The sequence below is a fragment of the Saccharopolyspora cebuensis genome (assembly GCF_039542665.1).
In the GTDB taxonomy this organism is placed as follows: Bacteria; Actinomycetota; Actinomycetes; order Mycobacteriales; family Pseudonocardiaceae; genus Saccharopolyspora; species Saccharopolyspora cebuensis.
This window is the reverse complement of the sequence record NZ_BAABII010000003.1, coordinates 400,639-421,013: the sequence shown is the minus strand read 5'-3', so window position 1 is coordinate 421,013 and position 20,375 is coordinate 400,639. Positions and strand designations below refer to the sequence as shown.

The following is a 20,375-nucleotide window of genomic DNA, read 5'->3' as shown; positions in this document are numbered from 1 at the left end:
GAACACCCGGTTGGTGCGGCGGCTGCTGCGGAAAGTTGGGGTAGTGCACGGGTTCTCCGATGTGACGTCGCGCGTGGCGCTCGGAGCTTACGCAGGCCGGTAGCCCTCCCACTGCCCAAATGCGGCAAATGGCCCGCCGGAGCCGATCAGGTCACATCCGACCGCGCGTCACCATCACGCAGCGCGGCGAGGAAGCGGGACCAGCGCTGCCGGTCGAAGACGAGGACTGCCCCGTCGCGGTCCTTCGAGTCGCGGACGCCGACAACGCCGGGAGCCGCGCCCACCTCGACGCAGTTGCCCTCCGGGCCGCTGTAACTCGACGCCCTCCACGTCACCTGGGCCAACTCATCAAGAATCTCGGGCGATCGATTGGCGCGCCTCGAACCGTCGCTCATGCCGCCTCCTCCTGGGCAGATCCGACGCGCCATCGTCCCGCGATGGACTCGGCCGCAGCGCGGGCGACGACGAAGTCGCACCGAATGGACCCTTCAGCTGCGTTCCGACATCGCAGTGATGAACCGCTGCCAACTTGCGCGGCCGAAGACGAGCACCGCCCCGTCGCGATGCTTCGAGTCGCGGACGCCGACGACGCCGGGCGCCGTTCCCACCTCGACGCAATCACCCTCGGCGCCGCTGTGGCTTGACTTCCGCCATCCGGCGAAGTCATGGCACACCTCGACGCAGTTCACCCTCGGACCGGAGTAGCTGGACACCTGCCACATCGAGCTGGCCGCGGTACGCATTTGCCGAGCTGCCGTCGGATCACCCGTCATGCCGCCTCCTCCTCGTAACGCGCCAGGTACGACTGCATTATCTCGCGCGAGGCAGCGGGGTCGAGCGCCTGCGAATGGAGTCTTTCCACGGCTTCGTGGAAGATCCGCACGTCATCCGGGGCGTCGATGAAAGCGCCGGAACTCCGCGCCTCGACGTACACGGTCGGTCGTGACTGCACGAACTCGAACAAGACGAAGTTCCCGCTCAATCCAGCGTGCGCCCCGGCCGACAGCGGTAGCAGCCGGACCACCACATTGCCGACCTCGCTGGCCACCAGAACGTGCCGCAGTTGTTCGACCATGACCCGAGGCCCGCCGAGCGGACGATTGAGCACCGCCTCGTCGACGAAGGAGCACAGCTCGACGGGACGCCGCTGGCTGAGCACGCCTTGTCTGACCTGCCTGATCGAGACGCGGTCCTCGATCTCGTCCGGATCGACCCCGGCCGCTTCCATGATCTCCCGTGTGTAGTTGCGGGTCTGCAACAAGCCCGGGACGACGTTCAGGGACAGGCTCGTAATCCTCGTTGCCCGCTTCTCCGCGTCGACCAGCGCAACCAGTTGGTGCGGAAGCGTCCTGCCGAGCTCCCACCACGCAGGAGCGCGGATCTCCCGCGCCAACTTGAGCATCCGTTCACGCGGGTCACCCTCCACCCCGAGGGCGTCGAGCATCGCGGCCACCGCATCTTCCTTGATGCCGCGGTGCGCGTTCTCGACCCGGCTGATCTTCGCCTCCGACCAGCCCAGAAGATCCCCGAGCTGCCGCAGCGTCAGGCCCGCGGCTTTGCGCGCCGCTCGCAGTTCCTTGGCAAGAGCACGTGCTCTCGGAGTCTCCGGCATGACGAAGAGCTTACGAACATGAGCATCTTCGCAGGTCTTTCGCCCTTTCAGGTAGTTGAACCCGCGAGTCCGTCCGGCAAAAATTGCCATAATGTCGAAAACTTTACGAATCGAGGCACCTATGACGCCTTACTTGACGTACGTGTGGCGGCCGGTGAGTGGTGGGCGGCATGCGTTCGCCGCTGGGGATCGGGAGCGCCCGCGGGAGGACGAGGTGACGGCGTTCTGCGGGGCGTTGGCGGCTGCCGCGGAGCTGCACGACCGGACCGAGCTGGACTGGATCCGGGAGGAGTCGTGCATGGAGTGCTGGCGGCTCATCGCGGCGGGGCTGCGGGGAGGAACGGTGCCGTGGTCTGGGTCCTGAGCGTGAACCTGGTGGTGCTGTGCCTGCTGGGGCTCGCGCTGCTGGACGGCGCGATGCGGGAGGTCGAGGCGCGAAGCGAGCCGGCCGCCGAGGTGGTGCACCCCGCTGCGCTGCTCATCGCCCGCGTCGCGGCCGAGTCCCCGCCCCGCCCGGCCTGCCCGGTGTGCCGCCGGACGCGCGCCGGTCGGCACCGCCGCGAGGCGTGAATCAGCCCAGCCAGTCGAAGAACACCCACAACGCCTGGGAGGCCGCCGCCAGCACCAGCAGCACGACGAGGACCACGACGACGAACACCATGTGCTTCCGCTGCATCACCCCGCCATTGCCGCACGTCGCCCGCACCGGCCGCCAACCGGGGGTCCACCGGCGGGCCCGCGCCCCGGAGCGGGCGCCGCGTCCGCGGTGGAGCCGCGCCGGTTGGTGAGGGAATTCCCGAGCATCGCCGGAGGACTCGACGAACCCGGGCACAGTCACCCGTTCGGATGGATAGGCTCGGCACCGGCCCGGAAAATTCGTCACGACCGGAGGCTCCCGCGCGCCGTCGACCCGTCCGCGCGGCCGAGCATGCGCGCAGCGACCGCCAGCGCGGAACTCCGCTGCCCCTGCGCGCGTCGAAACGGGCAACCGCAAGCGAATCACGAGGTGGCCAACTTGAGAACGAACAGACGGCGCTGGACGCGGCCGGTGGTGGCGACGGCGATCGCCACCGGGCTGCTGGCCGGCGTCGCACCAGCAGCGTCCGCCGAGCCGCGGACCCCGCTCGCCCCGCACACCGTCGAGCAGCGCGCGTTCGAGTCCGCCGCCGACGAGTTCGACGTGCCGACCCGGCTGCTCATGGCGGTCTCGTTCCAGCTCACCCGGTGGGAGGACCACGGCGGCGAGCAGAGCACGGCAGGCGGCTACGGCCCCATGCACCTGACCGATGTGGACCCCGAGCAGCTGCGCGCCGACAACCCCAAGCTGATCGGGCTCGCGGTGGACAACCCGCGGCTGCACACCCTGGTGGAAGCCGCCGAGCTGATCGACGTCCCGGCGGAGCAGGTCAAGCGGGACATGGCGCAGAACATCCGCGCCGGTGCCGCGCTGCTGGCCGACAACGCCAGGGAACTCGGCGACGGGAACCTGCCGGAGACCATCGGCGGCTGGTACCCCGCGGTCGCCGAGCTCAGCGGCAGCCCGCGGGCCAGCGGCGCGCGGTCGTTCGCCGACGACGTCTACGACGTGCTCGGGCAGGGCCGCAAGCGCACCACGTCCACCGGGCAGGAGCTCGCCTTCCCCAAGGTCACCGACGTGACCGCGGACCGCGACCTCACCGGCACCGGACTCGCCCAGGCGCGGACCGCGACCCGGCAGACCGCGGGGAACGAAGACGAGGACACCAAGCCGAAGGCGGAGTGCCCGAGCGAGCTGGACTGCCGCTACATCCCGGCGGCCTACGCGCCGACCGACCCGGAGAACCCGGCCGGCGGCTACGGCAACTACGACACCGCCGACCGCCCGGACGACGCCCGCATCGACTCGATCGTCATCCACGACACCGAACTGTCGTACCAGGCGACGATCTCGGCGTTCCAGAACCCGGCCAGCGGGAGCGCCGCGCACTACGTGGTGCGCTCCTCCGACGGCCAGATCACGCAGATGATCCCCACCAAGGACATGGCGTGGCAGGCCGGTAGCTGGGACCGCAACATCACCTCCATCGGCATCGAGCACGAGGGCTGGGCCGCCGAAGGCGGCACCTGGTACACGGAGAAGATGTACCGCTCCTCGGCGAAGCTGGTGCGGCACCTGGCGGACAAGTACGACATCCCGCTGGACCGCGAGCACATCATCGGGCACGACGAGGTCAGCGCCGAAACCCCGGCGAAGGCGGGCCTGGAGCACTACGACCCGGGTCCCTACTGGGACTGGGACCGCTACATGGAGCTGATCGGCGCCCCGGCGGAGGAGGGCACCGGCGGGAACCGGGCCGTCACGATCTCCCCCGACTTCGACACCAATCGCCCCGAGGTGACGACCTGCACGGACGGCAAGTGCGAGCTCCTGCCCGAGCAGGGCGCGAACTTCCTGCCCCTGCGCACCGAACCGCGCGCGGACGCGCCGCTGCTGACCTCGGAGGTGGTGCACCCGGACGGAACTCCGGGCAGCACCTGGATCGGCGACTGGGGCAACAAGGCGACCCACGGCAGGCAGTACGCGGTGGCCGAGCGCTCCGGTGACTGGCTGGCGATCTGGTTCGACGGCAAGAAGGCGTGGCTGCGCGACCCGGGCGGCAAGAACACCACCCCGGCCGAGGACGCCGAACTGGTGCGGCCGAAGCGGGACGGCATCCCGGTCTACGGCCGCGCGCTGCCGGAACCCGGGGCGTACCCGGAGGGCATCGAGCCGCAGACGCTGGAGGCGCTGCCCTACGAGCTCCCGGCCGGGCAGCGCTACGTGGCCCAGCCCGCGATCGAGTCGTTCGACTACTACGCCCGCTTCGACGGCGTCGACGACCCGAACAACCACACGCTGATCAACGGTGACCAGGAGTTCGTCCCGATCTCCTACAACCACCGCTGGGTCTACGTGAAGAAGTCGGACATCGAGTCCGTCTCCTGACCCTCGACCCAGGACGGCCCCACCGGTGCTCCCCGCCGGTGGGGCCGTCACCTTTTCCGGGCACCATCGCCGTGCGCCGCCGCGCCGCGCCGGTCCGGGACGCCCGGATGCCAGGTGTCGGACCACGCCGAGGAGGCCGCCGGGAGCGGCGGCGAGAAGACGTTCCGCCCGCGGACCCGCGCTGAGCGCGATCTCAGTGTTGACACATCAATATTGATGGGTCAACATCGTGCCATGCGCATCGATCCGGCGGTGACGGTCCACGAGCTGGCGGCCGAGCTGGGCAGGGCGGCGGACGCGCTCCTCCACCAGCGGCACGGGATCTCGTTCGCGCGCTACCGAGTCCTGCGCGCGCTGCGGCGCGACGGCGCCGCGACGCAGCACGAGCTCGCCGGCCGCCTCGGAGTCGGGGACGCGGTGGTCAGCCGCATGCTGCCTGGCCTGATCGACGGCGGTTGGTGCCTGGTCGAGGACGACCCGGCGCACGGGCGTCGCCGCCGCGTCCGGCTCACCCGCGCCGGTGCCGCCACCGAGCACGACTGCGCGGTGTTCCTCGCCGACGGGTTCCACGGCGCGGCCTCCGACGCCGGGGTCGACGTCGAGGCGTTCCTCACCGCGGCCGAGTCGCTCACCGCCCAGCTGCGCGCGTCGTCGCACCGGCACCCCCATCCGTGACCGAGCCCCGCACCGCGAAGGGAAATCCATGCCGACCGCCGAACCGATCAGCAGCGCACCGGAGTTCGACCCCGAACTCCAGGCCGGACTGGACGCGATGGGGGTGCGGACCCTCTCGGTGGGGGTCACCCCGGACGCCGTGGCGGCGAGCCGCGCCGCGGTCGCGGCCGGGATCCCCTCGTTCGACGAGATCGCCGCAGACCCCCGGTTCGAGTTCTCCGAGCGCACCGTCCCCGGACCGCCCGGCGGCCCCGACGTGGGCGTGCTGCTGGCGGTGCCGACCGGTCGCCCGAGCGGTCGCCCGGTGCTGTTCACGGCGCACGGTGGCGGACTGATCATGGGGAACAACCGGTTCGGCCTGCCCGAGGTCCTCGACCTCGCGGCGGACCTCGGCGCGATCACCGTCTCGGTGGAGTACCGCCTCGCCCCCGAGCACCCCTTCCCCGCCGCCCACGACGACGCCTACGCCGCGCTGCTGTGGACCGCCCGCCACATCGCCGACGTCGGTGGCGACCCCGGGGCGATCGTGCTCCACGGCGGCAGCGCCGGGGGCAACCTGGCCGCCGGCTTGGCGCTCCGCGCCCGCGACTCGGGCGAGGTGCGCCCGCGCGGCCAGGTCCTGCTCTACCCGATGCTCGACGACCGCGACGAGTCGCCGTCCCACCGGCAGATGCGCGGACTCGGCGTCTGGGACGAGGTGTCCAACCGGACGGCGTGGGACTGCGTGCTCGGAGCGCTGCGCGACGACCCGCCCGAACGCGCGGCACCGGCCCGCGCCCGGACCGTGGCGGGCCTGCCCCCGGCCTACCTGGAGGCGGGCTCGGCGGAGACCTTCCGCGACGAGACCGTCGCCTACGCGCAGCGGATGTGGAACAGCGGCGGGGACGCCGAGCTGCACGTCTGGCCCGGGGCCTTCCACGGGTTCGACCTGTTCGTGCCCGGGTCCACCGCCGCGCGCCGGGCCCGCGCCACCCGACGAGACTGGATCAACCGGTTGCTGTCCTGACCGGACCCCGGAACGACGAAGCCTCCCCCACCTGGTCGGCGGGGGAGGCTCCGGGGCGTCGAATCACTCCGGCGGCAGGAACGCCGTCTGGATCGTCTGCGGACCTTCCTTGAACTGGCGGCTCAGCAGCACACCGCGTCCCGGCGGGAGCTGCCGCGACTTGATGTTGCCGACGAGCTGGCCGTCGTCCTTGTTCGCGCTCATCGCCAGGCCCGGGGTCGAGACCTCGCGCATCTTGCCGATGATCGGCTCGAACAGCGAGCGCTGCGCACCACCGGAGTTGCGCGCCACGACGATGTGCAGGCCGACGTCGCCCGCCTGCGGGACGAAGTCCGCCAGCGGGGCCAGCGGGTTGCTGCCCTGCGGCGCCACCAGGTCGTAGTCGTCGACGATGACGAACAGCTCCGGGCCCTTCCACCAGGAGCGGTTCTTGAGCTCCTCCTGGGTGACGTTCGGGCCGGGCAGCCGGTTCTTCAACGCCGCCGACACGTCCTTGACGTTGCTCTTGAGCTGGTCGGCGCCGACCGCGTACTCCATCAGGTGACCGGTGTTGAGGAAGCCGAGCATGGTCCGCCGGTAGTCGACCAGCAGGATGAGGGCTTCCTTCGGCGTGTACCGCTCGGTGATGCCCCGGACGATGGTGCGCAGCAGCGACGTCTTGCCCGCCTCGCGCTCGGCGAAGGCGTAGAAGTGCGGCTCCGCGGCGAAGTTGAGGTAGACCGGGTTGAGGCCGTCCTCGTTGACGCCGATCGGCACCAGCTTCGGGTAGGGCTGCTGCTCCGGGCGGGGGAGCTGCTCGGCAGGCAGCACCTCCGGCAGCAGGCGGACCTGCGGCGCCGGACGTCCCTTCCAGGAGCTGCGGACCCGGTTGACCAGGTCGGAGACACCGGTGGACAGGTCGTCGTTGTAGAGCTCCCAGCCCATCCGGGGCGGCGCGACCTCGCGGCCGTCCTTGGCCTCCTCGGCCTCCCGCATCTCGCGGGCGAACCGCTCCGCCTCCAGGCCGATCCGGTCACCGATGTTCTCGCTGTCCACCCGGGGCAGCGCGGTGAGGAAGTGCAGCCCCGAGGGGTGCAGCCCGCGACCGGGTCGGCCGGCCGGGATCTTCTTGGCGATCTTGCGGTCGATCTCCGACTCGCTGGAGTCACCGAGCCGCAGCTCCAGCCGGGTGCCCAGCAGGTCCTTGAGCGCCGGGCGGATCTCCGCCCACCGGTTCGCCGAGACGACCACGTGGATGCCGAAGGTGAGGCCCTGCGCGGCGATGTTGAGCACGTCCGGCTCGATCGCCTCGAAGTCCTCGCGGAACGCCCGCCACCCGTCGATGAGCAGGAAGACGTCGCCGTACGGGTCCTCGGTCATCTCGCCGCGCCGCTTGCGGGCCCGGAAGTCCTGCATGCCCTCGACGCCGTGCTGCTGGAAGCGGGCTTCCCGCTCGGCCATCAGCGTCTTGATCTCGGCGACCGTGCGGCGCACCGTGTCCGGGTCGCGCCGACCGCCGAAGCCGCCGACGTGCGGCAGGTTCCGCAGCGCCGCCATCGAACCACCGCCGAGGTCGACGCAGTAGAACTGCACCTCCTGCGGGGTGTGCGTGACGGCCATCGACCCGATCAGCGTCCGCATCATGTTGGACTTGCCGGTCTGCGGACCGCCGACCACGGCACCGTGGCCGTTGGCACCGCTGAAGTCCAGCACCATCGTGTCCTGGCGCTGCTTGTAGGGCACGTCGATGATGCCGACCGGCACCTGGAGCCGTCCGCTGTTGGTGTACCCGGCCGCGGTGTAGCCGCGGTCGTCGGTCTGCTGCATCGGCGGCAGCATGGTGTCCAACGTGGGCGGGGCGTCCAGCGGCGGCAGCCACACCTGGTGGGCCGGCGCGCCACCGGCGGTGTGCACCCGGTCGATGACCACCTGGAAGTCGGTCGGGTCGAGCTCGTTGCGCTCCTGGACCGGCTCCTCCACGACCTCCGGGACCTCCGGCTCCGGCGGCTTCTCGATGAAGTCCGGGATGAACAGGCGCGGCATCTTGTCGCCGGTCACCGGGGAGGCACCGCCCTGGGACGCCGGGCGGCGACCGCTGGTCTGGTGCAGGAACCCGGAGACGTAGGCGGCGCGGAACCGGTCCATCCCGTTGGGGTGCTTGAGGAAGCCGTGACCACCGGTGGCCGGCAGGTCGGCGGCGTCGGGCAGGCCGATCGCGGCGCGCGACTCGGCGGCGTTGAAGGTCTTCAGACCGATCCGGTACGACAGGTGCGCGTCCAGGCCGCGCAGCTTGCCCTCCTCCAGCCGCTGGGACGCCAGCAGCAGGTGCACCTGGAGCGACCGGCCGAGCCGACCGATCTCGTTGAACAGGTCGATGAAGTCCGGGTTCTTCGACAGCAGCTCGGAGAACTCGTCGATGACCACGAACAGCGCGGGCATCGGCTCGGGCGCGCGCCCGTCCCCGGCCTCGTGCTGCTTGCGGTAGTCCCAGACGTTCTTCGCGCCCGCCTTGTTCAGCACCTCCTGGCGCCGGTTCATCTCACCGGCCAGGGCGTCCTGCATCCGGTCGATGAGCGTGGCGTCGTCGCCGAGGTTGGAGATGTTGGCCGACACGTGCGGCGCCGGGTCGAACCCGTTGAACGTCGCACCGCCCTTGAAGTCGACGAGCACGAAGTTGAGCATCGAGGACGGGTGGGTGGCGATGAGCCCCAGCACGATGGTGCGCAGGAACTCGGACTTGCCGGAACCGGTCGCACCGATGCACAGGCCGTGCGGGCCCATCCCGCCGGACGCGGTCTCCTTGATGTCCAGGTGCACGATCTCGCCGGTCTCGCCGGGGCCGATCGCGACCCGGTACAGGTCGTCCTTGGGCTTGGGCCGCCACGCCTCGTTGAGGTCGAAGGTCACCACGTCCCCGGCCAGGCCGAGCTGCTCGACGTAGTTCAGCGGCGTGGTCAGCGGCTCGTAGCCACCGGAGTCCACGTCGGCCGCGACCCCGCCGGCCACCCGGTACGGGGCGAGCTGGCGGGCCAGCGCGGTCGCCTCCTCCAGGCTCAGCGAGTCCGGCGTGCCGAACCACTCGACGCCGGTGCCGCCGCGCGCACCGATCCGGTCCTCCTCGATGACCATCCGCATCCCGCGCCGCGCGGTGAGCTGGCCGAGCAGATCGGACACGTCGATCATGGTGACGCCCGCCAGGCCGCCCTCCACGATCAGCGCTTCCTCCCGGCTGATCTCCGCGTCGTCGATGATGATCACGATGTGCGGCTGGCCGTCCGGCGGGGCGGCGTTGCGCTGGAAGCGCGGGCGCTCGGCGAGCTGCTCGCCGAGCATCTCCTCGATGGCGCGCAGCGACCCGGACATCAGGCGCATGGCACCGATGCCGTCGGTCTCCTCGGGGTGCTGGGCGTGCGGCAGCCACTTCACCCAGTCCCACTCGCTGCGCGCGCGACCGCTGCTGGCCACCGCGATGAGCACGTCCTCCGGCGTGTGCAGGGTGGCGAGCTGGCAGATCATGGCGCGGGCCAGCCCGCGGGCCAGCTCCCGCTCGCCCTGCAACCCGACCGCGGCGAAGCCGCGCAGCGAGGTCGCGATCGGCAGGTCCGGCACCAGCGAGTGGGCCCGGACGAAGCGGCGCAGCGCCAGCGTGGTGATGGGCTCCAGCTCGTCGACCGGACCGGTCTGCGGCGGCACCAGGCGGGTCTCCAGCCGCTGCGAACCGCGGCCGACCCGGACCTGGCAGAAGTCGTTGTCGTTGGGGCGGCGCTCCCACATCCGGCGGGTGTTGGTGGCGATCGACCACAGCGCCCGCGGGTCCGGGTGCACCCACTCGCGCGCCAGCCGCTGCTCGTCGGCGGCCTCCCGCGCGCGATCCCGCATCTGCCCGAGGTACCGCAGGTAGTCCTTGCGGTCCTCGTTCATCTCGGCCTTCTGCTGACCGCCGCTCTGGCCGCCGCCGGCGATCATCCCGAAGGTGGAGATGAGCATCATCATGGGCATCATCATCATCATCGGGTTGTCCCGGGCCCGCTGGAGCATGAAGACCATCATCCCCAGCGAAGCGACGATCATGACGCCCGGAAGGATCTTCTGGACGACGTTGCCCGGGATCGTCCTCGGGATCTCCGGCGGTGGTTCGAGGTGCACCTCCCCGCCCGGTGGCCTGGGAGCGGCCAGGCGTGGCGTGCGCTTGAACTGCAGCGTGCTCACCGGACGCAGCTTCCTTCCCTGTCGAACGTGCTCGAAGAGCCTTCCCGCGAGCAGCATTCCGCACTGCCCACGTCGCCGCGCGCAGCGGGGTGCGGAGCGGATCGCCCGACCACCGATCGGCTCGCGCGAGCCGGTCGCGAATTGATCGGTGCGAGTTCCACCAAACCCATCACCTCACGGCGGTCGGTGCGGCCATACTAGGGGCGCTCTCCGACCGGGCGGGTGGGTTTCGGAAGAAAAACCGGCCTTGGTTGGATCGAGCCGAGCCGAAAGTTGCAAGGCAATCGACCAAGGGAGTAGGGGGCCCAAGTGGCGACCGGGACCACGGTGTTCAGCCGCGTGACAGTGGTGGCACCGACAACTCGCATCGACCTGGCGCTGCCTGCGGACGTGTCCGTGGCTGACCTGCTGCCGATGCTGCTCGACATGGCGCGCGAGATCAAACCGGACGGCGGTTCGCGCCACGGCGGCTGGGCCCTGGCCAAGCTGGGTGCCAGCCAGCCGCTCGACCCGAGCCAGACGCTCGCCTCGCAGGGCATCGTCGACGGCGACATGCTCCAGCTCCGCAGGCGTTCGGACGACCCGCCGCCGCCGCTCTACGACGACGTGGTCGACGCGCTCGCCGAGGCGGAGCCGGGCAGCTACCGCCCGTGGACCAAGGAGACGGCCGCCAAGGTCGGCCACACCGCCGGCGCGCTGGCGCTGATCGCCGCCGCCGCCGGGCTCGGCCTGGCCGGACCGGCCGGGATGCTGCACCCCGGGCTGAACAGCACCCTGGCGATCGTCTACCAGATCATCGCCGCGGTGGTCGGGGCGGTCGTCGCGATCTTCGCCACCGGCGTCGGCTCGATCGTCACCCGGGCCTACGCGGCGCCCACCACGGGCACCGTGATCGCCGCCGCGGGCGGGCTGCCGATGGCCTTCGTGGCGGGCTTCAACATCGTGCCCGGAAACGCGGCCGAACCGCGGATGCTGCTGGGCAGCGCCCTGGTGCTGATCTTCGCGGCGGTGTCCATCATGGTCATCGGCGCCGGGATCATCACCTTCATCGCCGCCGCCACCGCCGCGACGTTCGGCACCATCTCGTTCCTGGTCGCCACCCTGATGCCGGACACGCCGGGCGCGGGCATCGCCGCCGGTGCCGCCGCCGTGGGCCTCGCGGGCATCTCGCTGCTGCCCCGGCTGACCATCCAGCTCGCCAAGCTGCCGCTGCCGCACGTGCCGGGCAGCGCCGAGGACCTCAAGGAGGACAGCGGCTTCCCGGACTACCGGGAGATCGAGCGGCAGACCGGGCTCGCGCACCAGTACATGACCGGGCTGATCATCGGCTGCGGCGTGGTCGCGGCGATCGGCGCGATGGTCTCGGCGCTGGCCGGCGTCTGGGGCGCGGTGTTCGCCGTCGTGGTCTCCGCGGTGCTGCTGCTGCGCGGCCGCAACTACGCCAACGGCAGCCAGGCGATCGCGCTGCTGATGAGCGGCCTGCTCGCCTCGCTCGGGGTCACCGTCGGCCTGCTGATCCAGGTCTCGACCGCCCCGATCGCGGTGGCGTGGACGTTCCCGCCGCTGCTGCTGCTGGGCGTGCTCGCGATCATCTTCGGCGTGGTCTTCCCGAACCGGCGGTTCTCGCCGGTGCAGCGCCGCACCGTCGACATCATCGAGGCGATCCTGATCGCCCTGGTGCTACCGCTGGCGCTGGCCGTGATGGACCTCTACATGACCCTCCGCGACCTCAACATCAACTTCTTCTGAGGAGCGGCGTGATGCGCTCTACCCTCCCGAGGGTCCGCCGCGGTCTGGCGCTGACCGCCGCGGCGGGCCTCACCCTCGGCGTCGCGGCGGGCCCCGCCGCGGCCCAGGGCTACGAAGGCCCACCACCGCGAAACCCCGGCATCACCGCCGACTCCACGTTGGAGACGTTCCCGTACGACCGGCGGCAGGGCTGCATGCAGGGCAACCCCGGTGGCGGCATCATCGAGGAGAAGCCCTGGGCCCAGCTGGTGCTCGGCTACGAGCAGGCCCACGTCCAAGGGCTGACCGGCAGTGGGTACACGGCCGCGGTGATCGACACCGGGGTCAACCAGCACCCCTGGCTCGGCGGCGGGGTGGCCGCCGGGGAGAACAGCGTCCCCGAAGGCGGCGCCACCACGGACTGCGACGGCCACGGCACCGTCGTGGCCGGACTCATCTCCGGGCAGCCGACGAACGACGAGGTCGGCTTCGTCGGCATGGCGCCGGACGCGTCGATCCTGTCGATCCGGCAGCAGTCCAACCTCTACGTCAGCGACACCGACCAGACCATCGGCAACACCCAGACGATGGCCGAGGCCATCAACTCCGCGGTGGACGCGAACGTCGGGGTCATCAACATCTCGCAGTCGTCCTGCCAGCCGATGGAGCAGGCGAGCAACCCCGGCGAGCGGTTCAACCAGATGCTGCACAACGCCGTCAAGCGCGCCTACGACGCGGGCATCGTCGTGGTCGCGGCGGCGGGCAACGTCAGCGAGGCGTGCAAGAAGAACTCCCCGGGCAGCCCCAGCACCGCCGTGCTGCCCGCGTGGTTCGACGAGTACGTGCTCACCGTGGCGTCGGTGAACCAGGCGGGCGCGCCGTCGGAGTTCACCGTGCCGGGCCCGTGGGTCGACGTCGCCGCCCCCGGCGAGAACATCACCTCGCTGGACCCGGGCCGCGGCGGCGACGGGCTGGCCACCCAGATCTCCTCCGGCCCCGACGGGCAGATGACGCCGATCCAGGGGACCAGCTTCGCCGCCCCGTACGTGTCCGGGCTCGTGCTGCTCATCAAGCAGAAGTTCGAGGCGCAGGGCAGGGATCTCACCGCCGAGGAGATCATGCACCGGATCACCAGCACCGCGCTGCACCCCGGCGGCACCGGCGGGCGCAACGACATCGTCGGCTACGGGATGGTCGACCCGATGGCCGCGCTGAGCGACGTGGTGCCCGCCGAGTGGGGCAAGGCGCCCGCCCCGCCGGGACCGACCGAGCTGTCGGCCGACGTCCTGCCGCAGAAGGACTGGCCCGCGCTGATCATCTCGATCGGTGGCGCGGGTGCGGGAGTCGCGGCGATCGTGTTCACCGCGTTCCTCACCAACGCCGTCCGCAACGTCCGGGCCCGGACCAGAGGCGACTGACCGCGCCTCACCCCATCGGGAGATGAGTGAGGGGCACCCTTGTCCAAGTTACTTGGGCAAGGGTGCCCCTCACTCAGTTCACGGGCGGTGCGCTCGCCGTCGGCGGGTGCGCTGCGTGGCACCGCCGGGCCCGCGCCTCACCCGTTCGGGTTGTGAGTGAGGGGCACCCTGTACCAAGTGACGTGGTACAGGGTGCCCCTCACTCGGTTCGCGGTCAGGTGCGCTTGCGGCGGCGGCGCGGGGGCGGGGCGTCGTCGATGGACGCCGTGCCGGTCGGCTTCGGGGGTGGGGTGGTCGTCGTGCCTGGGGTGGTGGCGGGGGTGTTCTGCTGGTCGGGGGTCGCGGCACCTGCTCCCGGGGGTGCGGTGGGGGTTCGCTGCGCGGTGGTCTCGTCCGCCTCGGTGACGGTGGCCGGGCGCTTGCCCTCGCCGAAGACCGCGGGCGCGGCCTCGTCGCCCCGCCCGCCGAACAGCTCGTCCGGGTTCGCCTTGATGCGCGAGGAATTCTGGCGCTCCTGCGCACCGCCCTGGGCGCCGCCCATCCCGCCCATCATGCCGCCGCCCATCGGCATCATGCCGTAGCCGCCGGTCGTCCCCCCGGAACCGCCCGCACCGCCCGGGGCTGCCGAGGCCGCCGCGGCGGGCGGCGACACGGGTTCGGCGCTGCCGGTGGTTCCGCCCGGTGGGAGGGGTGGGGACTCCGGTGCGGCGCCCCCACCTCCGGCGCCTCCACCTACCGCGCCGCCGCCCACGGCACCGACACCGCCACCGCCGCCGCCCGGGCCGGTGCCGCCGCGGGCGTCCGAAGCGGCGTCGCCCGCGGCGGCCGGGGTCGCCGGAGCCGGGGTGTCGGGTGCCGGGGTGTCGGGTGCCGGGGTGTCGGGTGCCGGGGTGTCGGGTGCTGGGGCGGGCGCGGTGAAGTTCCAGTTCTGCTCCGGCATCCGGTCGTCGAACGCGAGCTCGCCGACCGGGCGACCGCCCGCCAACTCCTCGCAGAACCGCGCGAAGACGGTGAAGACCTCCTCCAGCGCGGTCACCTGCTCCGCCGCGGGGCCCACCAGGTCGACCAGGTGCTTGCGCGCGCGCTGCGCGCCGTCCGGCGCCAGCAGCGCCGCCGACACCGAGTCCGCCACCTCGGCGACCAGCTCGACGAGGTCCTCCTGGAGCAGCCGCACCGCCTCGGCGGTGTGCTCCAGGGCGTCGGCCAGTCCGCGCATGGTGTCCAGCAGGTCGTTGCCCGCCAGGCCGACCGCCCGCAGGTGCTCCAGGAACGCGTCGGCGTCCGCGCCCTGCCACGCCGAGTCGATGGCGCCGAGACGGGACTGCACGTCGTCCGAGGTGGTCTCGACCCGGTCGGCGGCGCGCCGCCACACCTCGGCCGCCTCCCGCAGTTCCTCGTGCCTGCCGACGAATTCGGCGGCCCGCCGGTCCACCGGACCGCTCGTGTCCAGTTCCCGGGCGACCCGGGACAGGTAGTCGAGGTGGTCCTGCACTTCCACGCCGGTGCGCGTCATGGTCACCACTCCTGCTTCCTGGCCAGATCGGCGGCGGTGTCGTCGTCGCCGCCGGAGTGGTGCGCGACGACCTCGCCCAGTTCGTCCCCGGCGCTGCTCAGCGCCTCCCCCGCGCGCCGCGTCTGGTCCCGCAGCAGCGCGCACAACCGCTGGTAGGAGCGGGCGGCGTCGCGGCCGAGTTCGCCGAACGCCTCGGTCCCCAGCTCGGCGGGCTCCAGCGCGCCCTCCGCCGAGACGAGCTCCTCCCCCGCCGCGCGCACCTCGCCCGCGTAGCGGTCCAGCCATTCCACGTCGACCCTGATCCCGGACATGCACCCCTCCCTCCCCGGCGGCGCCCCGCGCCCGCCGGACGAAACGACGATCCGCCCGCAGCGACGCGGCGCTGCGGGCGGATCGCTCACCCCTCGGACGTCGGCACCAGCCGGTTCGGTTCCGGCATCAGCTCCCGGAGCCACCCCCGGTCTGCTGCTGCTGGTCCTGCTGGGGCTGGTCGCCCGCCGCCCGGTTCACGCCCGGACCGACCGGCACCGAGTCGTAGGTCATGTTCGCCGCGGCCGGGTCGAGGAAGTCGCCCTCCGGCAGGGTCCGCAGCAACCACGCCGGTCCGGCCTCGATGTCCCGTCCGCTGCCGACCACGCCGAGCCCGGTGGCCGTCGCGGCGTCCTTGACCCCGTACTGCACACCGCGGTCGCTGATCAGGAAGATCGGCCCGCTGTCGGCGCCCGCCTCGTTGGAGGCCCCGCGGATGACGGCGGCCTTGCCCGGCGGCATGTAGAAGAAGTCGACCTGCGGGCCGGCCTGGTCGGCCTGGGCCAGCTCCACCGGCGCCTTCGCGGTCGGCGAGCCCTTGCTCAGGGTCACCGTGATGTGGTGGTCGCCGTTGAGGTTGTTCCAGCTCAGGCAGGACGTGTCGGACTCCCGGAAGGACACCGGCTCGGGCACCTCGATCGGGAACTGCCCGACCCGGAGCTGGTCGGCGTCCTCGGCCTGCGGCGCGTCGGTGACCGCACCGGTGGCGTTGGGGATGTCCTGGGCGCCGTTCTTGTCCGCGTGCAGCACCGCGGCGGCGCCCTCGCCGATCTCCTGCTTGCCGGAGCTCAGCAGGACGAAGAACTGGTCCGGCTGGCCCGGCACGGTGCGGCGCACCACGTCACCGGCCTCGTAGCGACCGCCCATGTAGTCCAGGCTCTGCCCCGTGCCGCTCACCTCGGGCACGGTGAGGTCCGGGGCGTTCGGGATCGCGTTGAGCATGTTGGTGCTGATCGAACGCGGCGTCGCGCCCCGGAGGCCGTAGACGTCGCGCACCGTGTTCTCGCCGGAACCGACCTTGGCCTTCACCGTCTCGGTGTTCGGCCGGCCCGGGTCGTCCACCCGGTAGACCAGGTAGTCCTGGCCGGAGGACTCGTCCCGCACGAACAGGGACTGGCCCGGGGCCAGCTCGGTGCCGTGCTGGTCGTCGCCGCCGATCACCGTGGTGTGGACCTCGGTCGCGCCCTCGATCATCGACTCGTTGAGGTTGCCCCTGACCTGGCCGACGTCGCAGATGGCCCACGACGGCTTGGCCTGGTTCTTCGCGTCCGGCAGGAACGTCGGGGCGTTGACCAGCCCGGTGAGCGAGCCGCGCGGCACCTCGGCCAGCGCGGTCTCCTTGACGACGGTCGGCTGCGCCGGACCGCCGCCCGCGCCGCCGCCCTGCGCCATCACCAGCAGCCGGGCCGAGGCCATGTTCATCATCGGGATCAGCCGCTTGTCCGCGGCTTCGTCGGAGGTGACGACGAAGACGCTGCCGCTCTCCTTGGCGATGACGATCGAGCCCGGGTCGGGAACGGTTCCCTTGCCGCTGAACAGGCCCCACACCAGGAAGCCGATCATCCCGATGCCCGCGAGGATGACACCGGTGACGGTCGCGCGCTTGTGGGAGCCCATGGGATCGTGGAGCATCACCGCGTCTTTGCGCACCAGCGCCGATTCCATCCGGCGCAGCACGAAGCGATATGCCTGGACCTGTGATTTGGTCGTGGGTGTTGATGCCATTCTTCGCCTACAGCTCTCCCGTCCGAGGTACGGTTTCGCAGGATAGCCGCAGAGACATGCCGAATGGGTGCGGTTCGACCTAGTCCATCAGTATTGTCGTCACGCGGTTGCTCCGAGGCCCGCTACTCCGCGCGCCGTGTGCCGCACCTACCTGCGAGGGGGAGAGACCGAACGGATGTCCGTCACCGCACAACATCCGGCCCAGCCGAAAGCTCCCGCGTCCGCCAACCCGCCCCGCGCCCGGATCCGCGCACGGCGGCGGCGCCTCAACGGCGTGACGCTCGGCGGCATTCCAGCGGCCAACATCGTGCTCATCGAGGTGGGCCTGGCCATCGGCCTGGTCCTCGTGCTGATCAACCCGATGCTGTGGCCGGCGAGCGCGGGCGTCGCGCTGGTCGCGCTGATCATCGCGCTGCTGCGCCGCCGCGGCCGCTGGTTCACCCAGTGGTTCGGCCTGGTGCTGGAATACCGCGGCCGCAGCCACACCCGGGTGTCCGACCCGGCGAACGTCGACCTGTCCGAGCCCGCTGAGGACAAGGACGGCGACGGCATCATCGGTCCGGACGAGAACCACCGGATCGCGCTGCTGCGGCTGGTCGTCGAAGACCTGGTGATCGCGCGCACCCAGGACCACGACCGCAACCCGGTCGGACTCGCCTGGCACAACGGCAAGTGGACCGCGGTCCTCATGGTCGAGCCGACGCCGTCGCTGCTCAACACCGTGGGTTCGGCGCAGAACCTGCCGCTGGGCGTGCTCGCGCCGTGCCTGGAGGACCGCGGGGTGGTGCTCGACGCCATCCAGGTCATCTGGCACTGCTACCCGGGCAGCGCCGCGCTGCCGTCGAACTCGCCGGCGCTGAACTCCTACCTGGAGGTGCTCGGCCCGCTCGCCGCCGCCGCGCGGCGCACCACCTGGGTCGCGGTCCGCCTCGACCCGCAGCTGTGCGCCAAGGCGATCGGCGAGCGCGGCGGCGGGATCGTCGGCGCGCACCGGGCGCTGATCGGCGCCCTGTCCCGGGTCCGCAGCGCCCTGGAGCGGCAGAACATCCCGACCCGGCCGCTCGGCCCGGACGAGCTGCTGCAGGCCGGGATCTCCTCGGCCGAGCTGCACGGCGTGCTCGGCTCGCAGCGCCCGGTCGGGCTCAAGGAGCGCTGGAACGGCGTCACCGCGGGCGGCGTCGGCCACTCCAGCTACGCGATCACGGGCTGGCCGAACCAGATGAGCCACAGCCTCAACGCGCTCAGCGGCATCCGCGCGCTGTCCACCAGCATCGCGATGTCCATCTCGCCGGTCGGCGAGGAGAACGAGGTGGGCCTGCGCGGTCTCGTCCGGGTCAGCGCCCGGACCCCCGCCGAGCTCGACAAGGCCGACGAGCGGCTGCAGTCGATCAGCAACCGGCTCGGCCTGACCCTGACCCCGCTGCGCGGCTCGCAACTCGCGGGCTACGCCGCGACGGTGCCGCTGGGAGGTGCGGCATGAGCCGGAGCAGGACCATCGACGTTCCCGGGGCCCAGGGCGCCGCACCGGAATTCCTGGTGACGCCCGAGACCCTGGACGCGGTCAGCCCGCCCGGCGACCGCGGCGGCATGGTGATCGGGTCCGACGCGGCGGGCAACGCGCTCGCCGCCTCGGTGCTGCGCCCGCAGCCCACCAGGATGGTCGGCGTCGGCGGGCTCTACCTGGCCCGGCTGCTGGCGCTGCGCGCGATGGCCACCGGTGCCTGGGTGCTCATCGCCACCGGCCGCCCGGCGGCCTGGAAGATGCTGGAACGCGCCGCCGGGCAGACGCCCGACGGCAAGCCGGTGCCGCTGGTGCAGGTCCGCCGCCTCGAACCGTTCGCGCTGCCCCGGTCCTCCGAGGACACCCCGCTGCTGGTGATCCACGACGGCGGCGCCGTGCCCCAGGAGCTGTTCCCGCCGCGCGCCCCGTGGCAGACCACGCTCTACGTGCTGCCCTACCTGCACCCGCAGGTGAGCAGCGGCGCGGCGGCCAACACCGCGGACCTGGTGCTGCTGCAACGGCTCCCGCTGAACCAGGCGCAGCTCGCCCAGCGGATCTGGACGCTGCACCCGCAGCAGGCGCACCAGCTCACCCAGCTCAAGGACGACCAGGCCATCGCGCTGGGCAACATGCTCTGGTCGCAGATCCGGCTGGTCACCCAGGACAAGGAGCAGGAGATCCTCGGCCCGGTCCGCCGCGGCGACTGATCCCGGCGCACCACCGCGCGAACCCCGCCCTCCCCCGGGAAGGCGGGGTTCGCGCATTCCCCACCCGTTTCACCCGTTCGGGAGATGAGTGAGGGGCACCCTTGCCCAAGTTACTGGGACAAGGGTGCCCCTCACTCAGTTCACGTTCGGGGGGTTCAGAGGGTGCGGAGGGCTCTGGTGCGTTCGGCCCGGGCGGCGAGCTCGGTCGGGTCCGGGTAGTCGACGCCGACCAGGGTGAGACCGTGGGCCGGGGCGACGGCGCTGGTCCGGTCGGTGCCGCCGAGCAGTTCGGCGGGCCAGCCGGTGCCGCGCCTGCCGTCGCCGACCATGAGCAGCGAGCCCACCAGGCTGCGCACCATCGAATGGCAGAACGCGTCCGCGCTGACCCGGGCGACGATCAGGTGCCGGTCCACCCGCTCCCACTCGAAGCGCTGCAGCTCGCGCACCGTGGTCGCGCCCTCGCGGGCCTTGCAGTACGCGGCGAAGTCGTGCAGTCCCAGCAGGTCCGCCGCCGCGGCGTTGAGCGCGGCGACGTCCACCGGGCGGTTCCAGGCCAGGGTGTCGGCCCGGCGCAGCGGATCGACGCCCCACGGCGCGTCCGAGACCTGGTAGCGGTAGTGCCGCCGCAGCGCGGAGAACCGGGCGTCGAAGCCCTCCGGGGCCACCGCCGCGCCGAGCACCCGGACGTCGCCGGGCAGGATGCGGTTCCACCGGTGGCGCATCCGGTCCAGGTCCGGGATGCCGCCCTCGTCCACCGGGAGCCCCCGGCGGCCGTCCTGCGGTCCGAACGGGACCACGTCGACGTGCACGACCTGCCCCTCGGCGTGCACCCCGGCGTCGGTCCGCCCGGCCACCACGACCGAACGCGGGACCTCCGCGCCCGGCGGCTGCTTGGCGAGGGCGTCCTCCAGCAGGCCTTGCACCGTGCGCAGGCCCGGTTGCCGCGCCCACCCCGAGAAGCCGGTCCCGTCGTAGGACACTTCGAGGCGAAGACGGACGAGCCCGCCGTCCCCGGTGGGGGCGGCGGG

17 protein-coding genes are annotated in these 20,375 nt (G+C 71.9%); 9 read left to right on the top strand and 8 right to left on the bottom strand.

Translation table 11 applies throughout. From position 1 onward, the window contains the following. Nucleotides 1-146: 146 nt before the first annotated feature. The 3 genes from ABD976_RS04820 to ABD976_RS04810 all read right to left on the bottom strand — a co-directional run bounded on the left by ABD976_RS04820 (nucleotide 147) and on the right by ABD976_RS04810 (nucleotide 1,612). On the bottom strand, nucleotides 147-395 hold the full coding sequence (locus tag ABD976_RS04820; RefSeq protein WP_345357716.1) for a DUF397 domain-containing protein: 249 nt from the start codon (nucleotides 393-395) through the stop codon (nucleotides 147-149). A 93-nt stretch (nucleotides 396-488) separates the two neighbouring features. After that, the gene (locus ABD976_RS04815) at nucleotides 489-773 is read right to left on the bottom strand and encodes a DUF397 domain-containing protein (RefSeq protein ID WP_345357713.1); all 285 of its coding nucleotides are present in this window, start codon (nucleotides 771-773) and stop codon (nucleotides 489-491) included. Continuing rightward, nucleotides 770-1,612 (bottom strand): helix-turn-helix domain-containing protein, encoded by an 843-nt coding sequence (locus tag ABD976_RS04810; RefSeq protein WP_345357710.1) that lies wholly within the window; start codon nucleotides 1,610-1,612, stop codon nucleotides 770-772. Before ABD976_RS04810 ends, ABD976_RS04815 begins: the two co-directional genes overlap by 4 nt. 214 nt (nucleotides 1,613-1,826) lie before the next feature. On the opposite strand from ABD976_RS04810, the gene ABD976_RS04805 reads away from it, so the two are divergent. From ABD976_RS04805 to ABD976_RS04785, 5 genes are all read left to right on the top strand, one after another. Beyond that, nucleotides 1,827-1,976, top strand: coding sequence for a hypothetical protein (locus ABD976_RS04805; protein ID WP_345357707.1), 150 nt, complete (start codon nucleotides 1,827-1,829; stop codon nucleotides 1,974-1,976). Then, entirely contained in the window at nucleotides 1,961-2,182 is a 222-nt protein-coding gene (locus ABD976_RS04800; protein WP_345357704.1) for a hypothetical protein, read from the top strand. Before ABD976_RS04805 ends, ABD976_RS04800 begins: the two co-directional genes overlap by 16 nt. Before the next feature lie 445 nt (nucleotides 2,183-2,627). Beyond that, complete coding sequence (locus ABD976_RS04795) at nucleotides 2,628-4,577, top strand: N-acetylmuramoyl-L-alanine amidase (protein WP_345357701.1); 1,950 nt, start codon at nucleotides 2,628-2,630, stop codon at nucleotides 4,575-4,577. Nucleotides 4,578-4,811: 234 nt separating this feature from the next. Then, nucleotides 4,812-5,252 (top strand): MarR family transcriptional regulator, encoded by a 441-nt coding sequence (locus ABD976_RS04790; RefSeq protein ID WP_345357698.1) that lies wholly within the window; start codon nucleotides 4,812-4,814, stop codon nucleotides 5,250-5,252. 28 nt (nucleotides 5,253-5,280) lie between these two features. Then, on the top strand, nucleotides 5,281-6,258 hold the full coding sequence (locus ABD976_RS04785; RefSeq protein ID WP_345357695.1) for an alpha/beta hydrolase: 978 nt from the start codon (nucleotides 5,281-5,283) through the stop codon (nucleotides 6,256-6,258). A gap of 63 nt (nucleotides 6,259-6,321) precedes the next feature. Here the strand turns inward: ABD976_RS04785 and eccCa are convergent, their stop codons facing one another. Continuing rightward, the gene (gene eccCa, locus ABD976_RS04780) at nucleotides 6,322-10,446 is read right to left on the bottom strand and encodes a type VII secretion protein EccCa (RefSeq protein WP_345357692.1); all 4,125 of its coding nucleotides are present in this window, start codon (nucleotides 10,444-10,446) and stop codon (nucleotides 6,322-6,324) included. 309 nt (nucleotides 10,447-10,755) lie between these two features. Here eccCa and eccD point away from each other — a divergent pair, with 309 nt between their 5' ends. Together eccD and mycP are read left to right on the top strand one after the other, a co-directional pair. Beyond that, complete coding sequence (gene eccD / locus ABD976_RS04775; protein ID WP_345357689.1) at nucleotides 10,756-12,195, top strand: type VII secretion integral membrane protein EccD; 1,440 nt, start codon at nucleotides 10,756-10,758, stop codon at nucleotides 12,193-12,195. Nucleotides 12,196-12,206: 11 nt separating this feature from the next. Then, the gene (gene mycP / locus ABD976_RS04770) at nucleotides 12,207-13,592 is read left to right on the top strand and encodes a type VII secretion-associated serine protease mycosin (RefSeq protein ID WP_345357686.1); all 1,386 of its coding nucleotides are present in this window, start codon (nucleotides 12,207-12,209) and stop codon (nucleotides 13,590-13,592) included. A gap of 214 nt (nucleotides 13,593-13,806) precedes the next feature. On the opposite strand, the gene ABD976_RS04765 is transcribed toward mycP, so the two are convergent. The 3 genes from ABD976_RS04765 to eccB form a co-directional block, all read right to left on the bottom strand. Continuing rightward, nucleotides 13,807-15,105, bottom strand: coding sequence for a WXG100 family type VII secretion target (locus tag ABD976_RS04765; protein ID WP_345357683.1), 1,299 nt, complete (start codon nucleotides 15,103-15,105; stop codon nucleotides 13,807-13,809). Nucleotides 15,106-15,107: 2 nt separating this feature from the next. After that, on the bottom strand, nucleotides 15,108-15,416 hold the full coding sequence (locus tag ABD976_RS04760) for a hypothetical protein (RefSeq protein ID WP_345357681.1): 309 nt from the start codon (nucleotides 15,414-15,416) through the stop codon (nucleotides 15,108-15,110). A 127-nt stretch (nucleotides 15,417-15,543) separates the two neighbouring features. Beyond that, nucleotides 15,544-17,139: a type VII secretion protein EccB gene (gene eccB / locus ABD976_RS04755; RefSeq protein WP_345357678.1), complete on the bottom strand. Its 1,596-nt coding sequence runs from the start codon at nucleotides 17,137-17,139 to the stop codon at nucleotides 15,544-15,546. A 175-nt stretch (nucleotides 17,140-17,314) separates the two neighbouring features. Here eccB and eccE point away from each other — a divergent pair, with 175 nt between their 5' ends. Beyond that, the gene (eccE, locus tag ABD976_RS04750; protein ID WP_345357675.1) at nucleotides 17,315-18,619 is read left to right on the top strand and encodes a type VII secretion protein EccE; all 1,305 of its coding nucleotides are present in this window, start codon (nucleotides 17,315-17,317) and stop codon (nucleotides 18,617-18,619) included. Further along, nucleotides 18,616-19,347, top strand: coding sequence for a hypothetical protein (locus ABD976_RS04745; RefSeq protein ID WP_345357672.1), 732 nt, complete (start codon nucleotides 18,616-18,618; stop codon nucleotides 19,345-19,347). Before eccE ends, ABD976_RS04745 begins: the two co-directional genes overlap by 4 nt. Nucleotides 19,348-19,502: 155 nt before the next feature. Here ABD976_RS04745 and truA read toward each other — a convergent pair whose 3' ends face one another. Next, a complete protein-coding gene (gene truA, locus ABD976_RS04740) occupies nucleotides 19,503-20,327 on the bottom strand; it encodes a tRNA pseudouridine(38-40) synthase TruA (protein ID WP_345357669.1) in 825 nt (274 codons plus the stop codon). Nucleotides 20,328-20,375 lie beyond the last annotated feature (48 nt).

Excerpts from the sequence above, each read along its gene's own strand:
- ABD976_RS04760 (WP_345357681.1), bottom strand. The coding sequence starts at position 15,416 with ATGTCCGGGATCAGGGTCGACGTGGAATGGCTGGACCGCTACGCGGGC.
- mycP (WP_345357686.1), top strand. The coding sequence starts at position 12,207 with ATGCGCTCTACCCTCCCGAGGGTCCGCCGCGGTCTGGCGCTGACCGCC.
- ABD976_RS04790 (WP_345357698.1), top strand. The coding sequence starts at position 4,812 with ATGCGCATCGATCCGGCGGTGACGGTCCACGAGCTGGCGGCCGAGCTG.
- ABD976_RS04765 (WP_345357683.1), bottom strand. The coding sequence starts at position 15,105 with ATGACGCGCACCGGCGTGGAAGTGCAGGACCACCTCGACTACCTGTCC.
- ABD976_RS04745 (WP_345357672.1), top strand. The coding sequence starts at position 18,616 with ATGAGCCGGAGCAGGACCATCGACGTTCCCGGGGCCCAGGGCGCCGCA.
- ABD976_RS04810 (WP_345357710.1), bottom strand. The coding sequence starts at position 1,612 with ATGCCGGAGACTCCGAGAGCACGTGCTCTTGCCAAGGAACTGCGAGCG.
- ABD976_RS04815 (WP_345357713.1), bottom strand. The coding sequence starts at position 773 with ATGACGGGTGATCCGACGGCAGCTCGGCAAATGCGTACCGCGGCCAGC.
- eccB (WP_345357678.1), bottom strand. The coding sequence starts at position 17,139 with ATGGCATCAACACCCACGACCAAATCACAGGTCCAGGCATATCGCTTC.
- ABD976_RS04785 (WP_345357695.1), top strand. The coding sequence starts at position 5,281 with ATGCCGACCGCCGAACCGATCAGCAGCGCACCGGAGTTCGACCCCGAA.
- ABD976_RS04820 (WP_345357716.1), bottom strand. The coding sequence starts at position 395 with ATGAGCGACGGTTCGAGGCGCGCCAATCGATCGCCCGAGATTCTTGAT.
- eccE (WP_345357675.1), top strand. The coding sequence starts at position 17,315 with ATGTCCGTCACCGCACAACATCCGGCCCAGCCGAAAGCTCCCGCGTCC.